Genomic DNA, 20,250 nt, shown 5'->3' on the forward strand with positions numbered 1-20,250 from the left:
CGCGGTGGGGTGCTGCATGAATGATGCCGGAATGACGGATCAGGCGCCGAGCGCGATCAGGCCTTCCGGCGCGATCGTGAGGCCGACTGCCGTGCCGCGTGCGAGCGCGATGCGGCCCGGCACGTCGATCACGAGCGCGTCGGGGGCCGCATGCTCGATCGTGAGCCGCGTGCGCTCGCCGAGGAATGCGCACGCACTGACGGCACCGCGCAGCGGCGCCTGGCCGGGATCGGTGAGTTGCGCATCCTCGGGGCGGAAGAACCACTCGTCGGCGGCGTGCGGCGTCGCGATCGCGCCGCCCGTGGTCACCAGCGTGCCGTCGCGCCATTGCCCGGCGAGCCGGTTCAGCGTGCCGATGAACTGCGCGACCGTGCGGTTGGCCGGGTGGTAGTAGATGTCGCGCGGCGTGCCGATCTGTTCGATGCGGCCCGCGCCCATCACGACGATCCGGTCGCCGAGCTCCATCGCTTCGGCCTGGTCGTGCGTCACGTAGACCGTCGTCACGCCGAGTTCGCGCAGCAGCGTATTCATCTCGCGACGCAGCGTGTCGCGCAGCTTCGCGTCGAGCGCGGTCAGCGGCTCGTCGAGCAGCAGCACGCGCGGCCGCACCGCCAGTGCGCGGGCCAGTGCGACGCGCTGGCGCTGGCCGCCCGACAGCTGGTCGATCGGCTTGTCCGCATGCGCGTCGAGCCGCATCATCGCGAGCAACTCGTCGACACGTTCGCGCAGCGCGCGCGGCTCGGTCTTGCGGATCTTCAGCCCGTAGCCGACGTTGCCGCGCACCGTCAGGTTCGGAAACAGCGCGTAGTTCTGGAACACCATGCCGACCTGCCGGCGCTCGATCGGCAGCGCGGTCACGTCGTCATTGCCGAATGCGATCGTGCCGCCGGCGTCCGGCGTGTCGAGGCCCGCGATCAGGCGCAGCGTCGTGGTCTTGCCGCAGCCGGACGGCCCGAGCAGCACGAGCGTTTCGCCCGCGCCGATCGACAGGTCGAGCGGTTCGAGCACGCGCGTGCCGCGGAACGTCTTCGCGCAGCGGGTCAGGGTGATGGGAGTGGAATCGAGTTTCATGTCTGCGAGAAATTCAGCGCGGGCGCTTCTTGAGTGCCCGCGTGCCGGACGGATCGACGCCGAGCCACTGCATCGCGACGAGCAGCGGCAGCGTCATCAGCAGGAACAGGATCGTGTACGCGCTGCCGACTTCGAGACGCAGCGACGCATACGTATCGGCGAGCCCGACCGGCAGCGTCTTGGTGTCGGGCGTATGCAGCATCCACGTGAGGTTGAATTCGCCGATCGACAGCGTGAGCACGGCGAGCGCACCCGCGACGATGCCGGGGCGCAGGTTCGGCAGCACGATCGTGACGAAGCGCGTGACGAACGACGCGCCGAGGCTGGCCGCGCCTTCCTCGAGCGTGCGCAGGTCGGCGCCGGCCGCGACGGCTGCCACCGCGCGCACCATGAACGGCAGCGTGAACACGACGTGGCCGACGACGATGAACCACAGGCTCATCCGGAACGCGGTGAAGCCGCCGTACACGACCAGCAGCGCGAGCGCCGACGCGAGGCCGGGCAGTGCGACCGGCAGCACGAGCGCCTCCTCGATCGCGCGCGCGGCGCGGCTCTTGCTGCGCGCGAGCGCATAGCCGGCCGGCACGCCCACGGCGAGCACGATCGCGAGCGTCGCGAACGCGACGTAGAGCGACAGCGCGACCGAGCCGTGATACTGCTGCCACACCTGTTCGAGCCAGCGCAGCGTGAGGCCGCTCGACAGGCCGCGGAAATAGTTGACGGTGAGGCCCGCGAGCACCGACATCACGACGGGCACGATCAGGAACGCGCACAGCAGCAGCGTGATGCCCCATTGCAGCGCGGCGATCGCGCGCGCGCCGGTGACGCGCGGCGCGCGGCGGGCGACGCCGTTCGCCTGCGCGGGAGCGGGGGCCGGCGAAGGCGACGGCGCGGAAGAGCCGGAAAGCGATTGCATGCGGAAATCCTCAGGCCGCGGCGGCGGCGGTGTGGCCGGTGAAGCGGCGTGCGAGTGCGAGCACGGCCCAGGTGACGATGCCGAGCACGATCGACAGGCCGGCCGCCGTCGCGATGTTCGCGTTCAGCGTGAACTCGGTATAGATCGTCATCGGCAGCACGTTCAGGTCGGTGGCGAGCGTGAACGCGGTGCCGAACGCGCCCATCGCGGTCGCGAAGCAGATCGCGCCGGCCGCGATCAGGCCCGGCGCGAGCGCGGGCAGCACGATGTCGACGAAGATGCGCCACGGCGACGCGCCGAGCGAACGCGCGGCTTCCTCTAGCGACGCGTCGAGCTTGGACGCCGCCGCGATCACGGTGACGATCACGCGCGGAATCGAGAAGTACAGGTAGCCGATGAACAGGCCCGCGACCGAGTATGCGAATACCCACTTGTCGCCGGTGAGCTTCGCGGACAGCATCCCGATCAGCCCCTGCCGGCCGGCGAGCATGATCACCATGAAGCCGACGACGACGCCCGGGAACGCGAGCGGGAACGTGAGCAGCGCGAGCAGCACGCGCTTGCCCGCGAATTCGCGGCGTGCGAGCAGGAGGCCCGAGATCGTCGACAGCACAAGCGTCGCGAGCGTGACGCCCGCGGACAGCGCGATGGTCTCGCCGAGGCTCTTCATGTAGCGGGCATTGCCGAGCAGCGCCGCGTAGTGCGAGAAGAACGCGCCGTCGGCGGACACCTGCACGAGTGCCGCCATCGGCAGCAGCCAGAACGCGGCGAACACCGCGAGCGCCGGCGCGACGAGCGCGACGCGCCAGCGTAGCGGGAAAGTCAGGTCAAGCATCGATGATGTCCGGCTGCTTATTGCATGACTTGCAGGTATTGCTGGCCGAATGCCTGCTGACCGGCTGCCATCTTGCCGAAGTCGACCGGTTTCGCACGCGCATATTCGCTTGCCGGCAGGAACTTCGACGCGATGTCGGCGCCGAGCGCTTGTGCGCGCACCGGGCGCAGGTACGCGTTGGCCCACAGCTTCTGGCCTTCGTCCGACAACACGAAGTCGAGCACCTTCTTGCCGTTCGCGTCGTGCGGGGCGCCCTTCACGAGACTCATCACGTACGGCACCGCGATCGTGCCTTCCTTCGGAATCACGAACTCGACGTTCGCGCTGTCCTTGTACTTCGCGCGATACGCGTCGAAGTCGTAGTCGAGCAGGATCGGAATCTCGCCGGACAGCACGCGCGCATACGCGGTCTGCTTCGGCACGATCGGTGCGTTCGCCTTCAGCTTCCTGAACCAGTCGAGTGCCGGCTTGAAGTTGTCGAGGCTGCCGCCGAGCGCCTGGTTCGCGGCCACCGCGCTCGCATAGCCGACGAACGCACTCGACGGATCGAGATAGCCGACCATGCCCTTGTATTCCGGCTTCAGCAGATCGGCCCACGAACGCGGCACCGGCTTGCCGTCGAGCGCGTCCTTGTTCACGAAGAAGCCGAGCGTGCCCGAATGGATCGCGAACCAGTAGCCTTGCGGGTCCTTCAGGTTCGCGGGGATGTCGTTCCAGTGCGCGGGCTTGTACGGCGCGATCACGCCCTTGTCCTTCGCCTGGAACGCCGACGACACGCCGAGGTAGACGACGTCGGCGACCGGGCTCTTCTGCTCGGCGATCAGCTGCGCGATCGACTGGCCCGAGTTCTTGTTGTCGAACGGCACGCGGATGCCGGTCTTCTGCTTGATCGCCGCGATCTGCGCGGCCCAGTCGGCCCATTCCGGCGGGCAGTTGTAGCAGATCGCCGTTTCATCGGCGTGGGCGGCGGGCGCGCCGGCGAGGAGCGCGGCGCAGGCGAGCGGCGCTGCAAGCGCGCGCAGCAGCGAGGTCAGGCGAAAGGACACGGTAGGTCTCCGGGCGAGGGTGAGGCGCTGGGGTGGTGTGGTGGCGTGCTTGTGTACGTGTGTGGCGGCGCGCGTTCAGGCCTTGCGCAATTGCAGGTCGGTGGCCGGCGGGGCGACCGTCGCGCCGTCGCGCACCACGTGCGGCAGGATCAGCGACGTGCGGTCGATCGCCGCGCCGCCGATGCATTCGACGAGACGCTGCCATGCGTGGCGGCCGATGTCGCGGTTCGGCGTTGCGACGCTCGCGAGCGGCGGCGCGAGCAGTTCACCGATCGCGATCCCGTCGAAGCCGAGCACCGACAGGTCGTCGGGAACCGAGAAGCCCGCGCGGCGCAGGCCGCGCATCACGACCATCGCGAGCAGGTCGTTGCTGCAGAAGAGGGCGGTCGGCCGCGTCGCGTGCGCGGTGAGATGCGCGAGCACCGCGTCGGGCAGCTCGGGCGCGTTGAAGTCGACTTCGACCGGCGGCAGCGTGGCGACGCCGATTTCCTCGAGTGCCTGCGCATAGCCGAGATGACGCTGGCGTGCGCGATCCGATGCGGCGAGCGAGCCGGCCAGCATCAGCACGCGGCGGTGGCCGCGCGCGGTCAGCAGCCGCACGCCGTCATACGCGGCACTGCGGTTGTCGACCGAGACCGACGGGCGGCGCTGCGTGTCGTTGTGCATCAGCACGTAGTGCGGGCCGTCGTGGTCGAGCATGTCGAGCAGCGGATGGGTATCCGCATCGGCGACGGTGAGGATCAGCCCTTCGACGCGCTGCTCGCGCAGCGTCTCGATCGCGTGGCGCTCGCGCGCCGCGTCGTATTCGGTCGTCATCAGGATCAGCTTGAAGCCGGCCGCGGTCGCGAGCTCGTCGATGCCTTGCAGGCAGTCGGTGAACACGGGGTTCGACAACGTCGGCACGACGACGCCAACGAGGCGCGTGCGCTCGCCGCGCAGTTGCCGGCCGAGCGGGCTCGGGCGGAACTGCAGCGTGTCGATCGCGGTGCGGATCGATTGCAGCGTGGCGGGGCTGACGGTATGCGGCGCGTTGATCGCACGCGAGACGGTGGCGATCGAGAAGCCCGCGAGGGCAGCGACGTCCTTGATGGTCGAGGTCATGAAACCTTGCGATGTAAACGTTTTCGGCAGGGAAATTATCGAAAACCTTTGTGACTTCGCGATGACGCGGGCGACGCTTGTTTCGCAAAAAGCACGACACAAACGTCTGACGGATAGGGCCGTCGGACGACGCAGACTTGATTGTATCGGGGATGCTGCAGTGCGGGAGGAAATCGTTGGGGGGGGCGGTGTGGTCGCGTCGATGACCCACGAGGATGCGGTGCGGCGGTGGAGGCGTGGTGCGGCGCCGCAGAATAAGGGAACGCATGCGCAAGCAATGGTAGAATCGCGTCCGCCCTCTTGCCGGGGTGATGAAATTGGTAAACATAGCGGACTTAAACGATTGAGTGCCCGGTCGGAAACGGTCGGTGCAGAACCCTTCAAATTCGGTGAAACCCCTGATGCGCGCATCGAGGCAACGCCGAGCCAAGCCTCGCGGCATCCGCGAGGAAGGTGTAGAGACTAGACGGGGGGCGCCTAAGGCGCACGGGCAGCAGGCTAGCCCGCGCGCGACGGCGAAGGCATAGTCCAGCGCACGAACGGCATCGCGCACGCGACGCCGGCTTTGAAAGAAGCAGTGTGACGAAAATCCGCCGCCTTAACTGGCTTGCCGGTTCGAGTCCGGTCCCCGGCACCACGATCGCTTCATCGCGATTCGACGAAGGGACAAAAGCCCGCGAGAAGCCATGCGCTCGCGGGTTTTTTGTTTTTGGGGCGTGGCGTCGGGTGTGATTACCGACGACCGAACGGCGACGCCACCTACATCAGCGGCTCGTCAAATGGACCGGCAGGTGGGTCTGCGGCCGAGTCACGCCGACTCATCACAGCCGCATGGTGGAACTCGCGCCTCCTGACGCAGCCGCGAACCCCACCACGCAACGAAAACGTCGCACCGTGAAGCGACGCGATCCCTACGAATCACCCCCCTCGCGCATGAAGGTCAGATTGCGCGTGCGCGACGTGTCGATGCGAAAGCGCGTCGCTTCGTGACCCGAGCGTTCCACTGTCCGCCTGATGCATCATTCAGATCAGGCCCATCGCCGACGCCTTGAGCGTTGCTGCCGCGCGCGTCGAACATCCGAGCTTGCGAAACACGCTCTCGATGTGCGTGCGCACCGTGCTGGGACTGATGGTCAATTCCCGCGCGGCCTCCTTGTTGCTCGCGCCGCGCGAGATCACGCGCAGCACGTCGATCTCTCGCCCGGACAGGCCGGCACCGGACGGTGCGCTTCTGGATACACGTCTGGCGACGGCGGTGCCTGCCGACGTCAGCACACCGACCGCTTCGCCGCATAGCCGGCCGTGTGCGACCTCGTCCTGCAACAGACGGGCAGCCGCGTCGTCGGTCAGCGCGGCGCGCCACGGTCGCGGCGATCGCAATGCGACCCACGCGACGGATGCCGCCAGCACGCGCGCCTCCAGTGTCAGTGCAGGCGCGTGCGCACCGCGAAAATACCCCGAACCGTCCAGCCGTTCGTAAGCATGCGATGCCAGCAGCGCGGCATGGCGCAGCGCGCCGGACTGTTTGCCGGCGCGCTCCGTCCAGTACGGTACCAGCCGAACCTTCTCCCACGCGCTTGCAGGCAACGCCGTAGGCAGGTTCCAGATGTCGTTGGGTACGGCGGCCCTGCCGATGCCGTGAATCAGTCCGGCCTGGTAGACGAGCGAGCGCCCGACGTCATCCGCTTTGAGTCGCGCGTGACACCCGGCCGCCGTCACGGCGACCGCGCGCGAAAAACCCGTCATCCACGGCACTTTCAGGTCGACGATGTCGGCGATCAGTTCGGCGGAAGTCATCCGTTGCATGTCGGAGGTCGCCAGTGCGATGTCGAACTCGGCCGGCGACGTGCGTTCCAGTTCCGTCAGCCAGGCTTGCGCGTGACGTATCGTCGTCGCGACGAGGTGTGACGGATACCGCGAGTCGGCACGCTGCCCGATCAGTCCCAGTGCCCGCTCGACGCCATACGTGCGACTCAGCACTTCCAGATCGCCGGCAAGCGCGACGACCGGCACGGCTGCGGGCACGCGTTCGCGTGCGAGCTGCGCAGGGAAGCCGCTGCCGTCCCAGGCTTCGAAAATGTGACGCAGCGCCGTTTCGGTCGCCGTCGATAGCCCGAGTAGGTGCGCGACCTCGCCGGCGACTTCGCAGTGAATCCGCGCGAGTTGCGTCATCGAGGCGGCGGCGCCTCCGATTGCCTCGGCCATGCCGGGCCTGTTCTCGAGCATCGCCGTGCGGATCGCGATGTCGTCACCGAACACGTGCGCGAAACCTGCTGCGTTCGCCGTACAACCCGACCAGCGAAGCAGCGACACCTCGCGAACCGTATCGCACGCCGATGCGCCCAGTCCGGCCGCGTCCGCGAGTCGTATACCCAGCCACGCGGTGCGAAGCGAATGGTCGGTCGGCTGCCCCATGCTCAGATCGCCGATGAAGGCGATGGCCCTCACGGAATCGAATATGCGCAGTGCGGCGTGGCTGGCGTCAGCGTCGAACATCGGGCTCGGCTTGGAAAAAACGCAGGGACGAGCGAACGATCATACGCGACGCGGGCACGTGCGCCCCGTTGCATGACGCTGTCCGGGGTCGGTCATTTGACCGATCCCGGACGGCGCGAACGATCGGGACAATCTGGCTGCAAGTGGGGCAAGCGACATGCGACGCCACACGAATGCTTCCTTGCGCCGCCGGTGTCGCCGGAGTCGCGGCGACCGGGGCCCACATTGTCAGAAGGAGTCGTCGTCTTATGCCTCATCCCATTTCCGCCTTGGGTGCCGGTCACACCCTCGTCAGCCTCGTGACGTTCGCCGCAGGGCTCTACAGCTTCGCCCGGTACCAGAAGATCGACAACGCGACCCGGGCCGCCAGGATTTACGTCGCAGGCATGGTGATATCCGTGTTCACGTCGTTCGGCTTGTCCAGTACCGGCGGCTTCAATGCCGGGCATGCGCTCGGCATCCTGGCGCTGATCGCGATATCGGGCGGGCTCCTCGTGCCGCGCATCGAAGCGCTGGGGCGTGCACGGCCGTACCTGGCCGAGTTCGCCTTCTCGTTCAGCTTCTTTCTGTTGCTGGTTCCCGGAATCAACGAGACGCTGACGCGGCTGCCGATCGGTCACCCGCTTGCCAATGGCCCCGCATCCCCCATCGTGCGCGGATCGCTTGCCGCGTGGCTGGGCATCTTCGTGCTTGGATCGGTGTTGCAGCTTGTGCGGCTTCGGTCGTACCGCAGCCGCGCCTGACTGTGCGGAAAGCGGGCGCCGTGGTGCTTCATCGCTCCGCGCGCCCGGCCGTGCCACTTTTCGGGGCGGCACCCGCCGGCCGCACCCGCACCATGTCGATCAGCGCCCGCAGCCCCCCCGAAACGTGGCGATGACCGGGGTAGTACAGGCACAGCCCCGGCATGACCGGGCACCAGTCGGTTAATACACGTTCGAGCCGTCCGTCTTCGAGTGCATCTCGAACGAGATGGTCGGGCACGAAGGCGATCCCGATCCCGTCGATCGCGGCGTCGATCATCAACGGCTGGTCGGTCAGCGTGAGCGGGCCGCGGACGTTCACCGTTTCGACGACGCCGCGGCGCTCGAACTCCCAGCGGTAGAGCGCACCGCTATCGAAGCGAAAGCGGATGCAGTCGTGCCGGTCCAGATCCTGCGGCACGTCGGGGCGGCCGCGCGCGGCGAAATAGGCCGGCGACGCGACGGCGGCGAACCGCACCGGATCGGATACGCGCACCGCGATCATGTCCTGCGGCACGGCTTCGGCCAGCCGGATCCCCGCGTCGAAGCCGCCGGCGACGATGTCGCCGAGCTTGCCGTCGGTCACGATGTCGAGGTGGACCTGCGGGTAGTCGCGCAGGAACCGCGCGAGCACCGGCTTCAGCACGAGACGGATCGCCCCTTCGCTCGCATTGATGCGCACGGTGCCGCTGGGCGTGTCGCGCATCCCGTCGACCGCGAGCATCGCCTCCGCGACCGACGAGATCGCGGGGCGGAGCTTGTCGGCGAGCCGCTCGCCGGCGTCCGTCAGCGACACGCTGCGCGTGGTGCGATTGAACAGGCGAACGCCCAGGCGCTGCTCGAGGCTCTTGATCGAATGACTGATCGCCGACGGCGTGACGTCGAGCTCGACCGATGCCGTGCGGAAGCTGAGGTGCGTGGCCGCGGCGAGGAATACATTGAGCGAGAAGAGATCGCCGCTTTTCAATTGATGAGCTGATTTCATCGTGACATAAAGATTGGCGAGATTGTCATGATAATGCGCCTTTTCTAGACTAGGCCCTGCGTTCGGTTGAACAAGGAGCAGGCAATGAAGATGAAGGCGATCGTGATGACGGGGGCCAACCGGCCCTGGGAAGTGCAGGAAGTGCCGGTACCGGTAGCCGGGCCGGGGCAGGTGCTGGTGAAGGTGCATGCGTCCGGGATGTGCTACACGGACGTGTGGGCCACGCAGGGCTACGGCGGGGACATTTACCCGCAGACACCGGGCCACGAGGTGGTCGGCGAAATCGTCGACGTGGGCGCGGGCGTGCAGACGCGCCGGGTGGGTGACCGGATCGGCACGACGTGGGTGCAGTCCGCGTGCGGGCGCTGCCCATACTGCCGCGAGCATCGTCCGCTTTCCGGCCAGACGGCCGTGAACTGCGATGCGCCGCGGACCACCGGGTTCGCGTCGCAGGGCGGACATGCGGAGTACATCGCCGTCGCGGCCGAGGGCACGGTGCTGTTGCCCGACGGGCTGGCCTATGTCGATGCCGCGCCGATGATGTGCGCGGGCTACACGACATGGAGCGGCTTGCGCGACGCGGCGCCGCAACCGCACGAGAAGGTGGCCGTGCTAGGCATCGGCGGACTGGGCCACGTGGCGCTGCAGCTGTCCCGCGCATGCGGCTTCGAGACCATCGCGATCACGCATTCGGCCGACAAGCGCGACCTTGCGATCGGGCTGGGCGCGGACCGGGTCGTCGCAAACGGCGCGGAACTGCGCGACCTGGGCGGCGCGGATGTCCTGCTGGTCACGACCAACGAGTTCAGTACTGCAGAGGAAGCGATGACGGGCGTGCGGGTCGACGGCCGGGTGATCCTCTGCGGGCTCGACTTCAGCAAGCCGTTCTCGATCGCATCGCAACGCAAGCCGTTCCACATGATGCGCCAGCAGGTCATCGGCTCCACGCATGGCGGCTTGCGCTACCTGAGCGAAGTGCTGGACCTCGCCGCCAAAGGCAAGGTCAAGCCGATCGTCGAGACGTTCTCGCTGGACCAGGCGACCGACGCCTATGATCGCCTCGCGTCCGGGAAGATGCGCTTTCGCGGCGTGTTCACGCCTGCGCAAAGCCACTGACGCTCGAGGGTGCCGGGAGATGCGGGGACGTATCTCCCGGCACGCGCGCGGGGCCGGCTCGCCGCGCTTCGCATCCGCGTGGTGAGCGAATTGGTCACACCGATCGGCGGCGTTCGTCCGCGATCGACATTCCCCCTGACATCGACGGCCGCCCGGTCGGGCGCGGCGTGCCGGCGTTGTCCGGCGCATCCGCTCCTCGCCCGGCATCGGTCGTGGCGGCATCCGCGATTTCCCGTCAGGCCCCGGTTCGCACGGCCGCGGCAATCCCGGGATGCCGGCCGATGCCCGCCTGTCGGCCCTCCCGAGCGCGACATGGCAAATATGCTCACCGCAGTCGAGCGGGTTGGTCATCGACGGCTGGCCCCATATTGCCTAAATTTAATAGATTGACGTGCCTATCCGCACGCCAGTCAGCGCGCAGGCCGGCAACCGGCCGCGCGTTCCCAAATAGCGTGAGACACAATCGAGCGTGGAGACGACACGATGAGCCTGTCAGAGCCATTGCGTCTGCATGTGCCGGAGCCCACCGGGCGCCCGGGCTGCAAGACGGACTTTTCCTATCTGCATCTATCGCCGGCCGGCGCCGTTCGCCGCCCGCCGATCGACGTTGCCGCGGCGGACACCGCCGATCTCGCCCGCAGCCTCGTGCGCGTGCTCGACGACAGCGGCAAGGCCGTCGGCCCGTGGGCACCGGATCTCGACGATGCGCGGCTGATCGCCGGCCTGCGCGCGATGCTCAAGACCCGCATTTTCGACGCGCGCATGATGATCGCGCAGCGTCAGAAGAAAATCTCCTTCTACATGTTGAGCCTCGGCGAAGAGGCGATCGGCACCGCGCACACGATGGCGCTGCGCGACGGCGACATGTGCTTCCCGACCTACCGGCAGCAGAGCATCCTGATCACGCGCGACGTCCCGCTCGAGCGGATGATCTGCCAGCTGATGTCGAACGAAGGCGATCCGCTGAAAGGCCGCCAGCTCCCCGTGATGTATTCGGACCGCGAAGCGGGCTTCTTCTCCATCTCCGGCAACCTCGCGACGCAGTTCATCCAGGCGGTCGGCTGGGCGATGGCGTCGGCGATCAAGGGCGACACGAAGATCGCGTCCGCGTGGATCGGCGACGGCGCGACGGCCGAATCCGACTTCCATACCGCGCTGACGTTCGCGCACGTGTACCGCGCGCCGGTCGTGCTGAACGTCGTCAACAACCAGTGGGCGATCTCGACGTTCCAGGCGATCGCGGGCGGCGAGGGCACGACCTTCGCAGGGCGCGGCGTCGGCTGCGGGATCGCGTCGCTGCGCGTCGACGGCAACGACTTCCTCGCGATCTACGCGGCGTCGAGCTGGGCGGCCGAACGCGCGCGCCGCAATCTCGGGCCGACGCTGATCGAGTGGGTGACCTACCGCGCGGGTGCGCACTCGACGTCGGACGATCCGACCAAGTACCGTCCGAGCGACGACTGGTCCCATTTCCCGCTCGGCGATCCGATCGAACGCTTCAAGCGCCACCTGATCGTCAAGGGCATCTGGTCCGACAGCGCGCACGAAGCGTTGACGGCCGAGCTCGAGGCCGAGGTCATTGCCGCGCAGAAGGAAGCGGAGAAATTCGGCACGCTGGCCGACGACCGGATTCCGTCGCCGGCATCGATGTTCGACGATGTGTACAAGGAGCTGCCCGCGCACCTGCGCCGTCAGCGCCAGGAACTGGGAGCGTGATCATGGCGCAACAAGAGACAGGCACGGCAACGCAGCCGATGACGATGATCCAGGCGCTGCGCTCGGCGATGGACGTGATGCTCGGGCGCGACAGCGACGTGGTCGTGTTCGGGCAGGACGTCGGCTATTTCGGCGGCGTGTTCCGCTGTACCGAAGGACTGCAGAACAAATACGGCAAGTCGCGCGTGTTCGACGCGCCGATCTCCGAAAGCGGGATCGTCGGCGCGGCGGTGGGGATGGGGGCATACGGGCTGCGCCCGGTGTGCGAGATCCAGTTCGCCGACTATTTCTATCCGGCGTCGGACCAGATCGTGTCGGAAGGCGCGCGGCTGCGCTATCGCTCGGCCGGCCAGTTCATCGCGCCGATGACGATCCGCATGCCCTGCGGCGGCGGCATCTACGGCGGCCAGACGCACAGCCAGAGCCCGGAGGCGATGTTCACGCAGGTGTGCGGGCTGCGCACCGTGATGCCGTCGAATCCGTACGACGCGAAGGGGCTGCTGATCGCATCGATCGAGAACGACGATCCGGTGATCTTCCTCGAACCGAAACGGCTGTACAACGGGCCGTTCGACGGCCATCACGATCGGCCGGTCACGTCGTGGCTCAAGCATCCGGCAAGCGCGGTGCCGGAGGGCTACTACACGGTGCCGCTCGATACGGCCGCCGTGGTGCGCCCCGGCAACGACGTGACGGTGCTGACCTACGGCACGACGGTGCACGTGTCGCTCGCCGCGGCCGAGGAGACGGGCATCGATGCGGAAGTGATCGACCTGCGCACGCTGTGGCCGCTCGACCTCGACACGATCGTCGCGTCGGTGCGCAAGACCGGGCGCTGCGTCGTGGTGCACGAGGCGACGCGCACCTGCGGCTTCGGCGCGGAGCTGGTGTCGCTGGTCCAGGAACATTGCTTCTACCACCTCGAGGCGCCGGTCGAGCGCACGACGGGCTGGGATACGCCGTACCCGCATGCGCAGGAGTGGGCGTACTTTCCGGGCCCGGCCCGGGTCGGTGAAGCGTTGCGACGCGTGATGGAGGCGTGAGATGGGGATTCATGTCATCAAGATGCCGGATATCGGCGAAGGGATTGCCGAGGTCGAGCTGGTGGCCTGGCACGTGGAAGTCGGGCAGACGATCAAGGAAGACCAGCCGCTCGCCGATGTGATGACCGACAAGGCGGCGGTCGAGATTCCGTCGCCGGTGACGGGCAAGGTGATCGAGCTCGGCGGCCGGATCGGCGAGATGATGGCGGTCGGCAGCGAGTTGATCCGCCTCGAGGTCGAAGGCGACGGCAACCTGAAGGCCGGCGCACCGGTGCGGGAATCAAAGGTAGCAACCGCACCGGTCGCGGCGGCGCCGTCGAAGGCGGTGGCCGACGCGCCGGCGGAATCGTCCGCCAAGCCGGCTGCGAAGCACGCACCCGCGGAGCCGCGTCGTGCGAAGCATGCCGATCACGCGGAGAAAGTGGAGCCGCCGCGCGCGGCGCTCGCGCCGGGCGAACGGCCGCTCGCATCGCCGGCGGTGCGCCAGCGCGCGTGGGACATGGGTATCGAGCTGCGCTATGTGCGCGGCACCGGCGAAGCAGGGCGGATCCTGCATGCGGATCTCGATGCGTATGCGGGTACCGGCAGCGGTGCGGCGCGCGGATCACATGGAGCACACGTGCACGGCTACGCCGAACGTAACGACGAAACCGACGTACCGGTGATCGGCCTGCGGCGCGCGATCGCACGCAAGATGCAGGAAGCGAAGCGTCGCATTCCGCACTTCAGCTACGTCGAGGAGATCGACGTCACCGAGCTCGAATCGTTGCGGACGGATCTGAACCGTCGCTACGGCGATACGCGCGGCAAGCTCACGCCGCTGCCGCTGCTGATCCGCGCGATGGTGATCGCGTTGCGCGACTTCCCGCAGATCAACGCGCGCTTCGACGACGAAGCGGGTGTCGTCACGCGCTACGGCGCGGTGCACATGGGCGTCGCGACACAGACGGACGGCGGCCTCACGGTGCCCGTGCTGCGTCATGCGGAAGCGCGGGACGTATGGTCGATTTCCGCCGAGATCGCGCGGCTCGCCGACGCAGTGCGTGCGAACCGCGCGCAGCGCGACGAGCTGAGCGGTTCGACGATCACGATCTCGAGCCTCGGCGCGCTCGGCGGCATCGTGTCGACGCCGGTCATCAATCATCCAGAAGTCGGCATCGTCGGCGTGAACCGCATCGTCGAGCGGCCGATGATCCGCGACGGCGCGGTCGTCGCACGCAAGATGATGAACCTGTCGTCGTCGTTCGACCATCGTGTCGTCGACGGCGCGGATGCGGCCGAATTCATCCAGGCCGTGCGCGCGGTGCTCGAGCGCCCGGCACTGCTGTTCGTGGAGTGAGCGCGATGAAGAATGAACACACCACGCTGCTCGTGATCGGCGGCGGCCCGGGCGGCTACGTCGCCGCGATTCGCGCCGGCCAGCTCGGCATTCCGACCGTGCTCGTCGAGCGCGACCGGGTCGGCGGCACGTGCCTGAACATCGGCTGCATTCCGTCGAAGGCGCTGATCCACGTGGCCGACGCATTCGAACAGGCCCGCGGCCACGCGGGCGAGGGCGCGCTCGGGATTCGCGTGCGCACGCCCGAGATCGACATCGCGAAAAGCGTCGCATGGAAGGACGGCATCGTCGACCGGCTGACGCGCGGGGTCGGCGCGCTGCTCAAGAAGAACGGCGTGCGCGTGCTGCACGGCGACGCGCACGTGGTCGACGGCAAGACCGTCGACGTCGTCGGCGGCGGCCACACGACGCGAATCAGCTGCGAGCACCTGTTGCTCGCGACCGGCTCCGAGCCGGTCGCGCTGCCGTCGATGCCGTTCGGCAGGCATGTCGTGTCGTCCACCGAGGCGCTGTCGCCCGAGACGTTGCCGAAGCGGCTGGTCGTCGTCGGGGCCGGGTATATCGGGCTCGAACTCGGGATCGTCTATCGCAAGCTCGGCGTCGACGTGAGCGTGGTCGAAGCGGCGGAGCGCGTGCTGCCCGCGTACGACGCCGAACTCGCGCGGCCGGTCGCCGATTCGCTCGCGCGGCTGGGCGTGCGGTTGTTGCTCGGCCACAAGGTGCTCGGGCCCGCGGAACACGGCGCGGTGCGCGTGCAGGCCGCCGATGGCGCGGAGCAGACGTTGCAGGCCGATCGCGTGCTGGTGGCGGTGGGCCGCCGGCCGCGGGTCGACGGCTTCGGGCTCGAGTCGCTGCCGCTCGATCGCAACGGCCGCGCGCTGTGGATCGACGACGAATGCCGAACGTCGATGCGCAACGTCTGGGCGATCGGCGATGTCGCCGGCGAGCCGATGCTCGCGCATCGTGCGATGGCGCAGGGCGAGATGGTGGCCGAACTGATCGCCGGCAAGCGCCGCAAGTTCGTGCCCGCGTCGATCCCGGCCGTGTGCTTCACCGATCCGGAGATCGTCACGGCCGGCTGGTCGCCGGACGATGCGCGTGCGGCCGATGTCGATTGCGTGAGTGCGTCGTTCCCGTTCGCGGCGAACGGGCGCGCGATGACGCTGCAGGCGACCGACGGCTTCGTGCGCGTCGTCGCGCGTCGCGACAACCACCTGATCGTCGGCTGGCAGGCGGTCGGGCGCGGTGTGTCGGAACTGGCTGCCGCGTTCTCGCAGTCGCTGGAGATGGGCGCGCGGCTGGAGGACATCGGCGGCACGATCCATGCGCACCCGACGCTCGGCGAAGCGCTGCAGGAGGCCGCGCTGCGTGCGCTCGGGCATGCGTTGCATGTGTGACGCGTATCGCGCGTGACATGAAGCCGCCGATGCGTAACGTACGCATCGGCGGCTTTCCATTTGCAGTGCCGGCTCGACCGGTTGCAGGGCGACGGCGCATGCGTCTGGGGCATGTCGGGCGCGGTGCGCAAGATCCGCGCGCAGGCGCCGATCGCGGAAGGGCGGTTGTCGATCAAGGAAATCGCGCAGAACCGGGGATTCAGCGGTATGTCGTCGTTCTCGCAGGCGTACAGGCGCTGGACAGGTGTCGCGCCGAGCGTGTCGAGACAGGGGCGGCTCCTAGCGCGCACCCCGGCGAAGCAGGCACATCCTGTAATTTTTCGAGATGTTGGGAGGTTGTCGTCGGCGAGTCGGCCGGCGATCATGCAGGAAGCCGGAAAGCGGGCCGTTCCTTGCCCCCGACGCCGGCCCCACATGGAAAAACCGGACATGAAATTGCTGCTCGTCGGCGCGACCGGACTCGTCGGACGTCACGTCCTCGAAGTCGCGCTCGCCGATGCGCGGGTCGATCAGGTGATCGTCCTCGCGCGCCGCCCGTTGTCGCCGCACCCGAAGATGCGCGCGCTCGAGGTCGATTTCGATCATCTGCCCGACACGGCCGACTGGTGGCACGCCGACGCCGTGATCTGCACGCTCGGCACCACGATGCGCGCCGCGGGCTCCCAGGCGGCATTCCGGCGTGTCGACCACGACTATCCGCTCGCGGTCGCGCGGCTCGCGCACCGCTACGGCACACCGGCTTACGTGCTGAATTCCGCACTCGGCGCGGATTCGGCGTCGCGCATCTTCTACAACCGCGTGAAGGGCGAGGTCGAGCAGGCGCTCGCCGGCGTCGGGTTCGTGTCGCTCACTTACGTGCGGCCCGGCCTGATCGGCGGCAGCCGCGACGAATTCAGGTTCGGCGAGCGGTTGCTGGTGTCCGCGTTGAACGTGGCCGGACCGGTGTTGCCGGCGAAGTGGCGCGTGAATCCCGCGTCGCGGATCGCCCGCGCGATGCTCGACGCGGCGATCGACGCGCGGCCGGGTGTGCAGGTCATCGCATCGGACCAACTCGTCTGACGCAAAACGGGCGGCGCGCGCCGGTCACTGACCGGCGAAGCCGTCGAGCCCGCCGAACTGTTCGGCGAGCGCCGCCGTGAACGCGTCCAGCGCTTCGCTGCCATCGCAGTTGCGCGGTGTCGCGAGCTGGAATTCGACCGTATGGCTCAGCTTGCTCGCGAGCAGCCGGCGCATCTTGCCCGCGGCAACCCACGGCGCCGCGACGTGGTCGGGCAGGAAGCCGACATGCGCGCCGGACAGGATGAAGATCACGTCGGCGTCGACTGATCCGCCTGTATGCATCGCTCCGGCGGCGAGCCATGGAAAAATCGAACGATGACTGAACTCACCTGGCGCAAGGCCGCTCCCGACGATGCGGCCGCGTGCATCGCACTGCGCGGCAGGACGCGCGAGAACGCATTCACCGAGAGGCAGTTGCGCGACCTCGGCATCACCGTCGAAAGCTGGGCCGACGGAATCCGCGACGGCCTGTTCTCGGGCTACGTCTGCTGCGCGGACGGTCGCATGGTCGGCTACTGCTTCGGCGACACCGCTTCGGGCGAGATCGTCGTGCTCGCGATCCTGCCCGAGTACGAGGGCGCGGGGATCGGCAAGCGGCTGCTGCGGCAGGTGATCGACGCGTTCGCGGCGAGCGGATTCACATCGCTGTTTCTCGGCTGCTCGACCGATCCCGCATCGCGCTCGCACGGCTTCTACCGGCATCTGGGCTGGACGCCGACCGGGACGCTCGACGAAGCGGGCGACGAAATCCTGACGCTGCAGATTTAACAGCACGCGTGACGGCACGCGTCGGGTAACGTCCGACGCGTCATCGATTCGTAAAACTGTTTCGTCATACAAAGCAATAGCGAGGCCACGGCACCCGTGCTGACCTACGATGGAAACATTGCTTCCATCGTCCGCCGAGCCGTGTGCACTCACTACCGCGCCCCCGACGAAGATCCGGGCATCAGCGAACTGAAGATCGGCATCGGCGATCTGTATCGCCGCGACCCGTGGGCACCCGACGTGTATCCCGACTACGCGGCGCCGATCGCGCGTGCCGCCGGCGACGGCCTCGAGGTCGTCGCGGCCGTGTTCGGCTTCTGGCCGAAATTCATGCAGCCGGAGCGAGTCGACGAGAACGGCCGTAAAAGGAAGAAGCTCGACACGATGAACGCACGGGCGGAAACGGTCGGCTCGTCGCGGCTCTACGGCAACGCGTGGCGCAACGGCCAGCGCTGCCTGATTCCGGTGCGCTGGATTTTCGAACCCTGCTACGAAACCGGTCGCAACGTGTGGCAGCGGATCGGCGTCGACGGCTGGCAACCGTACTGCGTCGCCGGCATCTGGCGGCGCTACGAAGGTGACGACGGCCGTGAACGCGTGGGCATGGCGATGCTCACGGTCAACGCGGATACGCACCCGCTGTTCGCGCGGATGCATCGGCCCGGCGAAGAGAAGCGGGGTGTCGTGATGCTGCGTCGCGACGACTACGACGAATGGCTGCATGTGCGCGACATCGAGGCCGCCCGGCGCATGCTGAACCTGCTTCCCGCCGCCGACATGATGGCCGAGCCGGATCAGGCATCGCCTGCGCGCACCTGAGCTTTCATTATTCCGACATCCAGCTTTCGCCTGTACGGGTCGAACGTCTCCCCATTATTCGGACAACTTCGATCATCGGCCGATACCGGGTAATCCCCGATACCTCGCAAGTTGTATATACAAGATCATCCGCTGGCAATGTCGGCACACGTCGTGCCGCTTGCGCGCCAGTGCGCAGACCGTGCGTGCGTGGCGCATGCCGGCGATCCACGGCGCCCCGCACCCGCCGAGCCGAAAGGGCGGCTCGCAGTTTCCCGTCTCGTTCAAACCATTTGTGATCCTTAGTATTTTGGAGATTTCCCCGTGTCAACGAACCCCAGTGGAAAAGCCGGCGGCCTGATCGAAGTCCGTTCGATCGACTTCATTCCCGACGCCGAGCGCCACGGCGGCCTGCTGAGCCAGTTCACGCTGTGGCTGTCGGCGAACATGCAGATCACGGCCATCGTCACGGGCGCACTCGCGGTCGTGCTCGGCGGCGACGTGTTCTGGTCGCTGGTTGCGCTGCTGCTCGGCCAGTTCATCGGCGGCGCGGTGATGGCGCTGCATGGTGCGCAGGGGCCGCAGCTCGGGCTGCCGCAGATGATCTCGAGCCGCGTGCAGTTCGGCGTCTATGGCGCAATGATCCCGATCGTGCTCGTGTGCCTGATGTACATCGGCTTTTCCGCAAGCGGCTCCGTGCTGGCCGGGCAGGCCGTCGCGCAGCTGCTGCACGTCGACGACGCGGCCGGCATCCTGCTGTTCGCGGCCGTGATCGTCGTGCTGACTGTGTTCGGCTATCGCGCGATCCATGCCGTCGGCCGGATCGCGAGCGTGGTCGGCATCGCCGCGTTCGTCTACATGTTCACGCAGTTGTTCGCGAACCACGACATCGGCGCGCTGCTCGCGAACAAGCATTTCTCGCTCGCGAGCTTCCTGCTGTCGATGTCGCTGTCCGCGTCGTGGCAGATCGCGTTCGGCCCGTACGTCGCCGACTATTCGCGCTACCTGCCGCGCTCGACGTCGTCGGTCGCGACGTTCGTCGCAGTCGGCCTCGGCTCGGTGATCGGCGCGCAGGCGGCGATGGTGTTCGGCGTGTTCGCGGCGGCACTGGCCGGCAGCCAGTTCGCGCACCATGAAGTGTCGTATATCGTCGGCCTCGGCTCGACGGGCGCCGTGGCTGCGCTGCTGTACTTCAGCATCGCATTCGGCAAGGTGACGGTGACGGCGCTCAACGCATACGGCAGCTTCATGTCGATGGCGACGATCGTCAGCGGCTTCCGCGGCAAGGGCGCCGTGTCGTCGAAGAGCCGCCTCGTCTACATCTTCGGGATGATCTGCGTATCCACGCTCATCGCGCTCGCGGGCCGCCATTCGTTCCTGAAGGAATTCACCGCGTTCATCCTGTTCCTGCTCGCGTTCTTCACGCCGTGGAGCGCGATCAACCTGGTCGATTACTACTGCTTCACGCGCTCGCGCTACGACGTGCCGGCGCTGTCCGATCCGTACGGCCGCTACGGCCGCTGGAACGTGATGGCGATCACGATCTACGTGGTCGGCATCCTCGTGCAGTTGCCGTTCATGTCGACGCACATCTACACGGGCCCGCTCGTCGACGCACTCGGCGGCACCGACATCTCGTGGATCCTCGGCCTGGTCGTGCCGGCCGTGCTGTACTACATCGGCGCGCGCGCGTCGCGCCGCAGCATTCCCGAACGCCTGATCCTGCCGCTCGAACGCGGCGAAGTTCACCACTGACGACACGTCACGCGCATCGGGCCGGCCGGCTGCCGGCCTGACTGTCGCGCGAGCCGGGCGCCGCCTGCG

17 protein-coding genes and 2 pseudogenes are annotated in these 20,250 nt (G+C 67.6%); 11 read left to right on the forward strand and 8 right to left on the reverse strand.

The annotated features are described in order from the left end of the window. Nucleotides 1-39: 39 nt before the first annotated feature. The 6 genes from CFB82_RS06685 to CFB82_RS06715 form a co-directional block, all read right to left on the reverse strand. Nucleotides 40-1,071, reverse strand: a complete 1,032-nt coding sequence (locus CFB82_RS06685) for an ABC transporter ATP-binding protein (protein ID WP_089483677.1) — start codon at nt 1,069-1,071, stop codon at nt 40-42. A 13-nt stretch (nt 1,072-1,084) separates the two neighbouring features. Next, nucleotides 1,085-1,987 carry an ABC transporter permease gene (locus CFB82_RS06690; protein WP_089483678.1) on the reverse strand — a complete coding sequence of 301 codons (903 nt, stop codon included), beginning with the start codon at nt 1,985-1,987 and terminating at the stop codon, nt 1,085-1,087. Between the two features lie 10 nt (nt 1,988-1,997). Further along, complete coding sequence (locus tag CFB82_RS06695; RefSeq protein ID WP_089483679.1) at nt 1,998-2,822, reverse strand: ABC transporter permease; 825 nt, start codon at nt 2,820-2,822, stop codon at nt 1,998-2,000. Between the two features lie 17 nt (nt 2,823-2,839). After that, nucleotides 2,840-3,868, reverse strand: coding sequence for an ABC transporter substrate-binding protein (locus CFB82_RS06700; protein WP_089483680.1), 1,029 nt, complete (start codon nt 3,866-3,868; stop codon nt 2,840-2,842). Nucleotides 3,869-3,943: 75 nt separating this feature from the next. After that, complete coding sequence (locus CFB82_RS06705; protein WP_089483681.1) at nt 3,944-4,969, reverse strand: LacI family DNA-binding transcriptional regulator; 1,026 nt, start codon at nt 4,967-4,969, stop codon at nt 3,944-3,946. A 1,023-nt stretch (nt 4,970-5,992) separates the two neighbouring features. Next, nucleotides 5,993-7,465: an HD domain-containing phosphohydrolase gene (locus CFB82_RS06715; RefSeq protein WP_089483682.1), complete on the reverse strand. Its 1,473-nt coding sequence runs from the start codon at nt 7,463-7,465 to the stop codon at nt 5,993-5,995. A 248-nt stretch (nt 7,466-7,713) separates the two neighbouring features. Between CFB82_RS06715 and CFB82_RS06720 the strand changes: the two genes are divergently transcribed. Next, a complete protein-coding gene (locus CFB82_RS06720; RefSeq protein WP_089483683.1) occupies nt 7,714-8,208 on the forward strand; it encodes a hypothetical protein in 495 nt (164 codons plus the stop codon). Between the two features lie 28 nt (nt 8,209-8,236). Here CFB82_RS06720 and CFB82_RS06725 read toward each other — a convergent pair whose 3' ends face one another. Further along, nucleotides 8,237-9,190: a LysR family transcriptional regulator gene (locus CFB82_RS06725; protein ID WP_089483684.1), complete on the reverse strand. Its 954-nt coding sequence runs from the start codon at nt 9,188-9,190 to the stop codon at nt 8,237-8,239. Nucleotides 9,191-9,274: 84 nt separating this feature from the next. Between CFB82_RS06725 and CFB82_RS06730 the strand changes: the two genes are divergently transcribed. From CFB82_RS06730 to CFB82_RS06755, 7 genes and pseudogenes are all read left to right on the forward strand, one after another. Then, nucleotides 9,275-10,306, forward strand: a complete 1,032-nt coding sequence (locus CFB82_RS06730) for an alcohol dehydrogenase catalytic domain-containing protein (RefSeq protein ID WP_179255379.1) — start codon at nt 9,275-9,277, stop codon at nt 10,304-10,306. 483 nt (nt 10,307-10,789) lie between these two features. After that, nucleotides 10,790-12,022 carry a 3-methyl-2-oxobutanoate dehydrogenase (2-methylpropanoyl-transferring) subunit alpha gene (locus CFB82_RS06735; protein WP_089455926.1) on the forward strand — a complete coding sequence of 411 codons (1,233 nt, stop codon included), beginning with the start codon at nt 10,790-10,792 and terminating at the stop codon, nt 12,020-12,022. Between the two features lie 2 nt (nt 12,023-12,024). Then, on the forward strand, nt 12,025-13,065 hold the full coding sequence (locus CFB82_RS06740) for an alpha-ketoacid dehydrogenase subunit beta (protein ID WP_089483685.1): 1,041 nt from the start codon (nt 12,025-12,027) through the stop codon (nt 13,063-13,065). A gap of 1 nt (nt 13,066) precedes the next feature. Beyond that, on the forward strand, nt 13,067-14,404 hold the full coding sequence (locus CFB82_RS06745; protein WP_089483686.1) for a dihydrolipoamide acetyltransferase family protein: 1,338 nt from the start codon (nt 13,067-13,069) through the stop codon (nt 14,402-14,404). A 5-nt stretch (nt 14,405-14,409) separates the two neighbouring features. Beyond that, nucleotides 14,410-15,801 (forward strand): dihydrolipoyl dehydrogenase, encoded by a 1,392-nt coding sequence (lpdA, locus tag CFB82_RS06750; RefSeq protein ID WP_089483687.1) that lies wholly within the window; start codon nt 14,410-14,412, stop codon nt 15,799-15,801. Nucleotides 15,802-15,912: 111 nt separating this feature from the next. Then, nucleotides 15,913-16,059, forward strand: a pseudogene (locus CFB82_RS44530) (helix-turn-helix domain-containing protein); the annotation flags it as partial. Nucleotides 16,060-16,230: 171 nt separating this feature from the next. Next, entirely contained in the window at nt 16,231-16,860 is a 630-nt protein-coding gene (locus tag CFB82_RS06755; protein ID WP_089483732.1) for an NAD-dependent epimerase/dehydratase family protein, read from the forward strand. A gap of 24 nt (nt 16,861-16,884) precedes the next feature. On the opposite strand, the pseudogene CFB82_RS06760 reads toward CFB82_RS06755, so the two are convergent. Next, a pseudogene (locus CFB82_RS06760) lies at nt 16,885-17,127 on the reverse strand (LysR substrate-binding domain-containing protein); the annotation flags it as partial. A 48-nt stretch (nt 17,128-17,175) separates the two neighbouring features. Here CFB82_RS06760 and CFB82_RS06765 point away from each other — a divergent pair. The 3 genes from CFB82_RS06765 (at nt 17,176) to CFB82_RS06780 (ending at nt 20,181) form a co-directional block, all read left to right on the forward strand. Further along, nucleotides 17,176-17,628 carry a GNAT family N-acetyltransferase gene (locus tag CFB82_RS06765; protein ID WP_089483688.1) on the forward strand — a complete coding sequence of 151 codons (453 nt, stop codon included), beginning with the start codon at nt 17,176-17,178 and terminating at the stop codon, nt 17,626-17,628. Nucleotides 17,629-17,769: 141 nt separating this feature from the next. Next, nucleotides 17,770-18,447, forward strand: coding sequence for an SOS response-associated peptidase family protein (locus tag CFB82_RS06770; protein WP_089483689.1), 678 nt, complete (start codon nt 17,770-17,772; stop codon nt 18,445-18,447). A 303-nt stretch (nt 18,448-18,750) separates the two neighbouring features. Continuing rightward, complete coding sequence (locus CFB82_RS06780; RefSeq protein WP_089483690.1) at nt 18,751-20,181, forward strand: purine-cytosine permease family protein; 1,431 nt, start codon at nt 18,751-18,753, stop codon at nt 20,179-20,181. Nucleotides 20,182-20,250: the final 69 nt, after the last annotated feature.

The sequence above is a fragment of the Burkholderia sp. HI2714 genome, from assembly GCF_002223085.1.
GTDB classification, from domain to species: Bacteria; Pseudomonadota; Gammaproteobacteria; order Burkholderiales; family Burkholderiaceae; genus Burkholderia; species Burkholderia lata_D.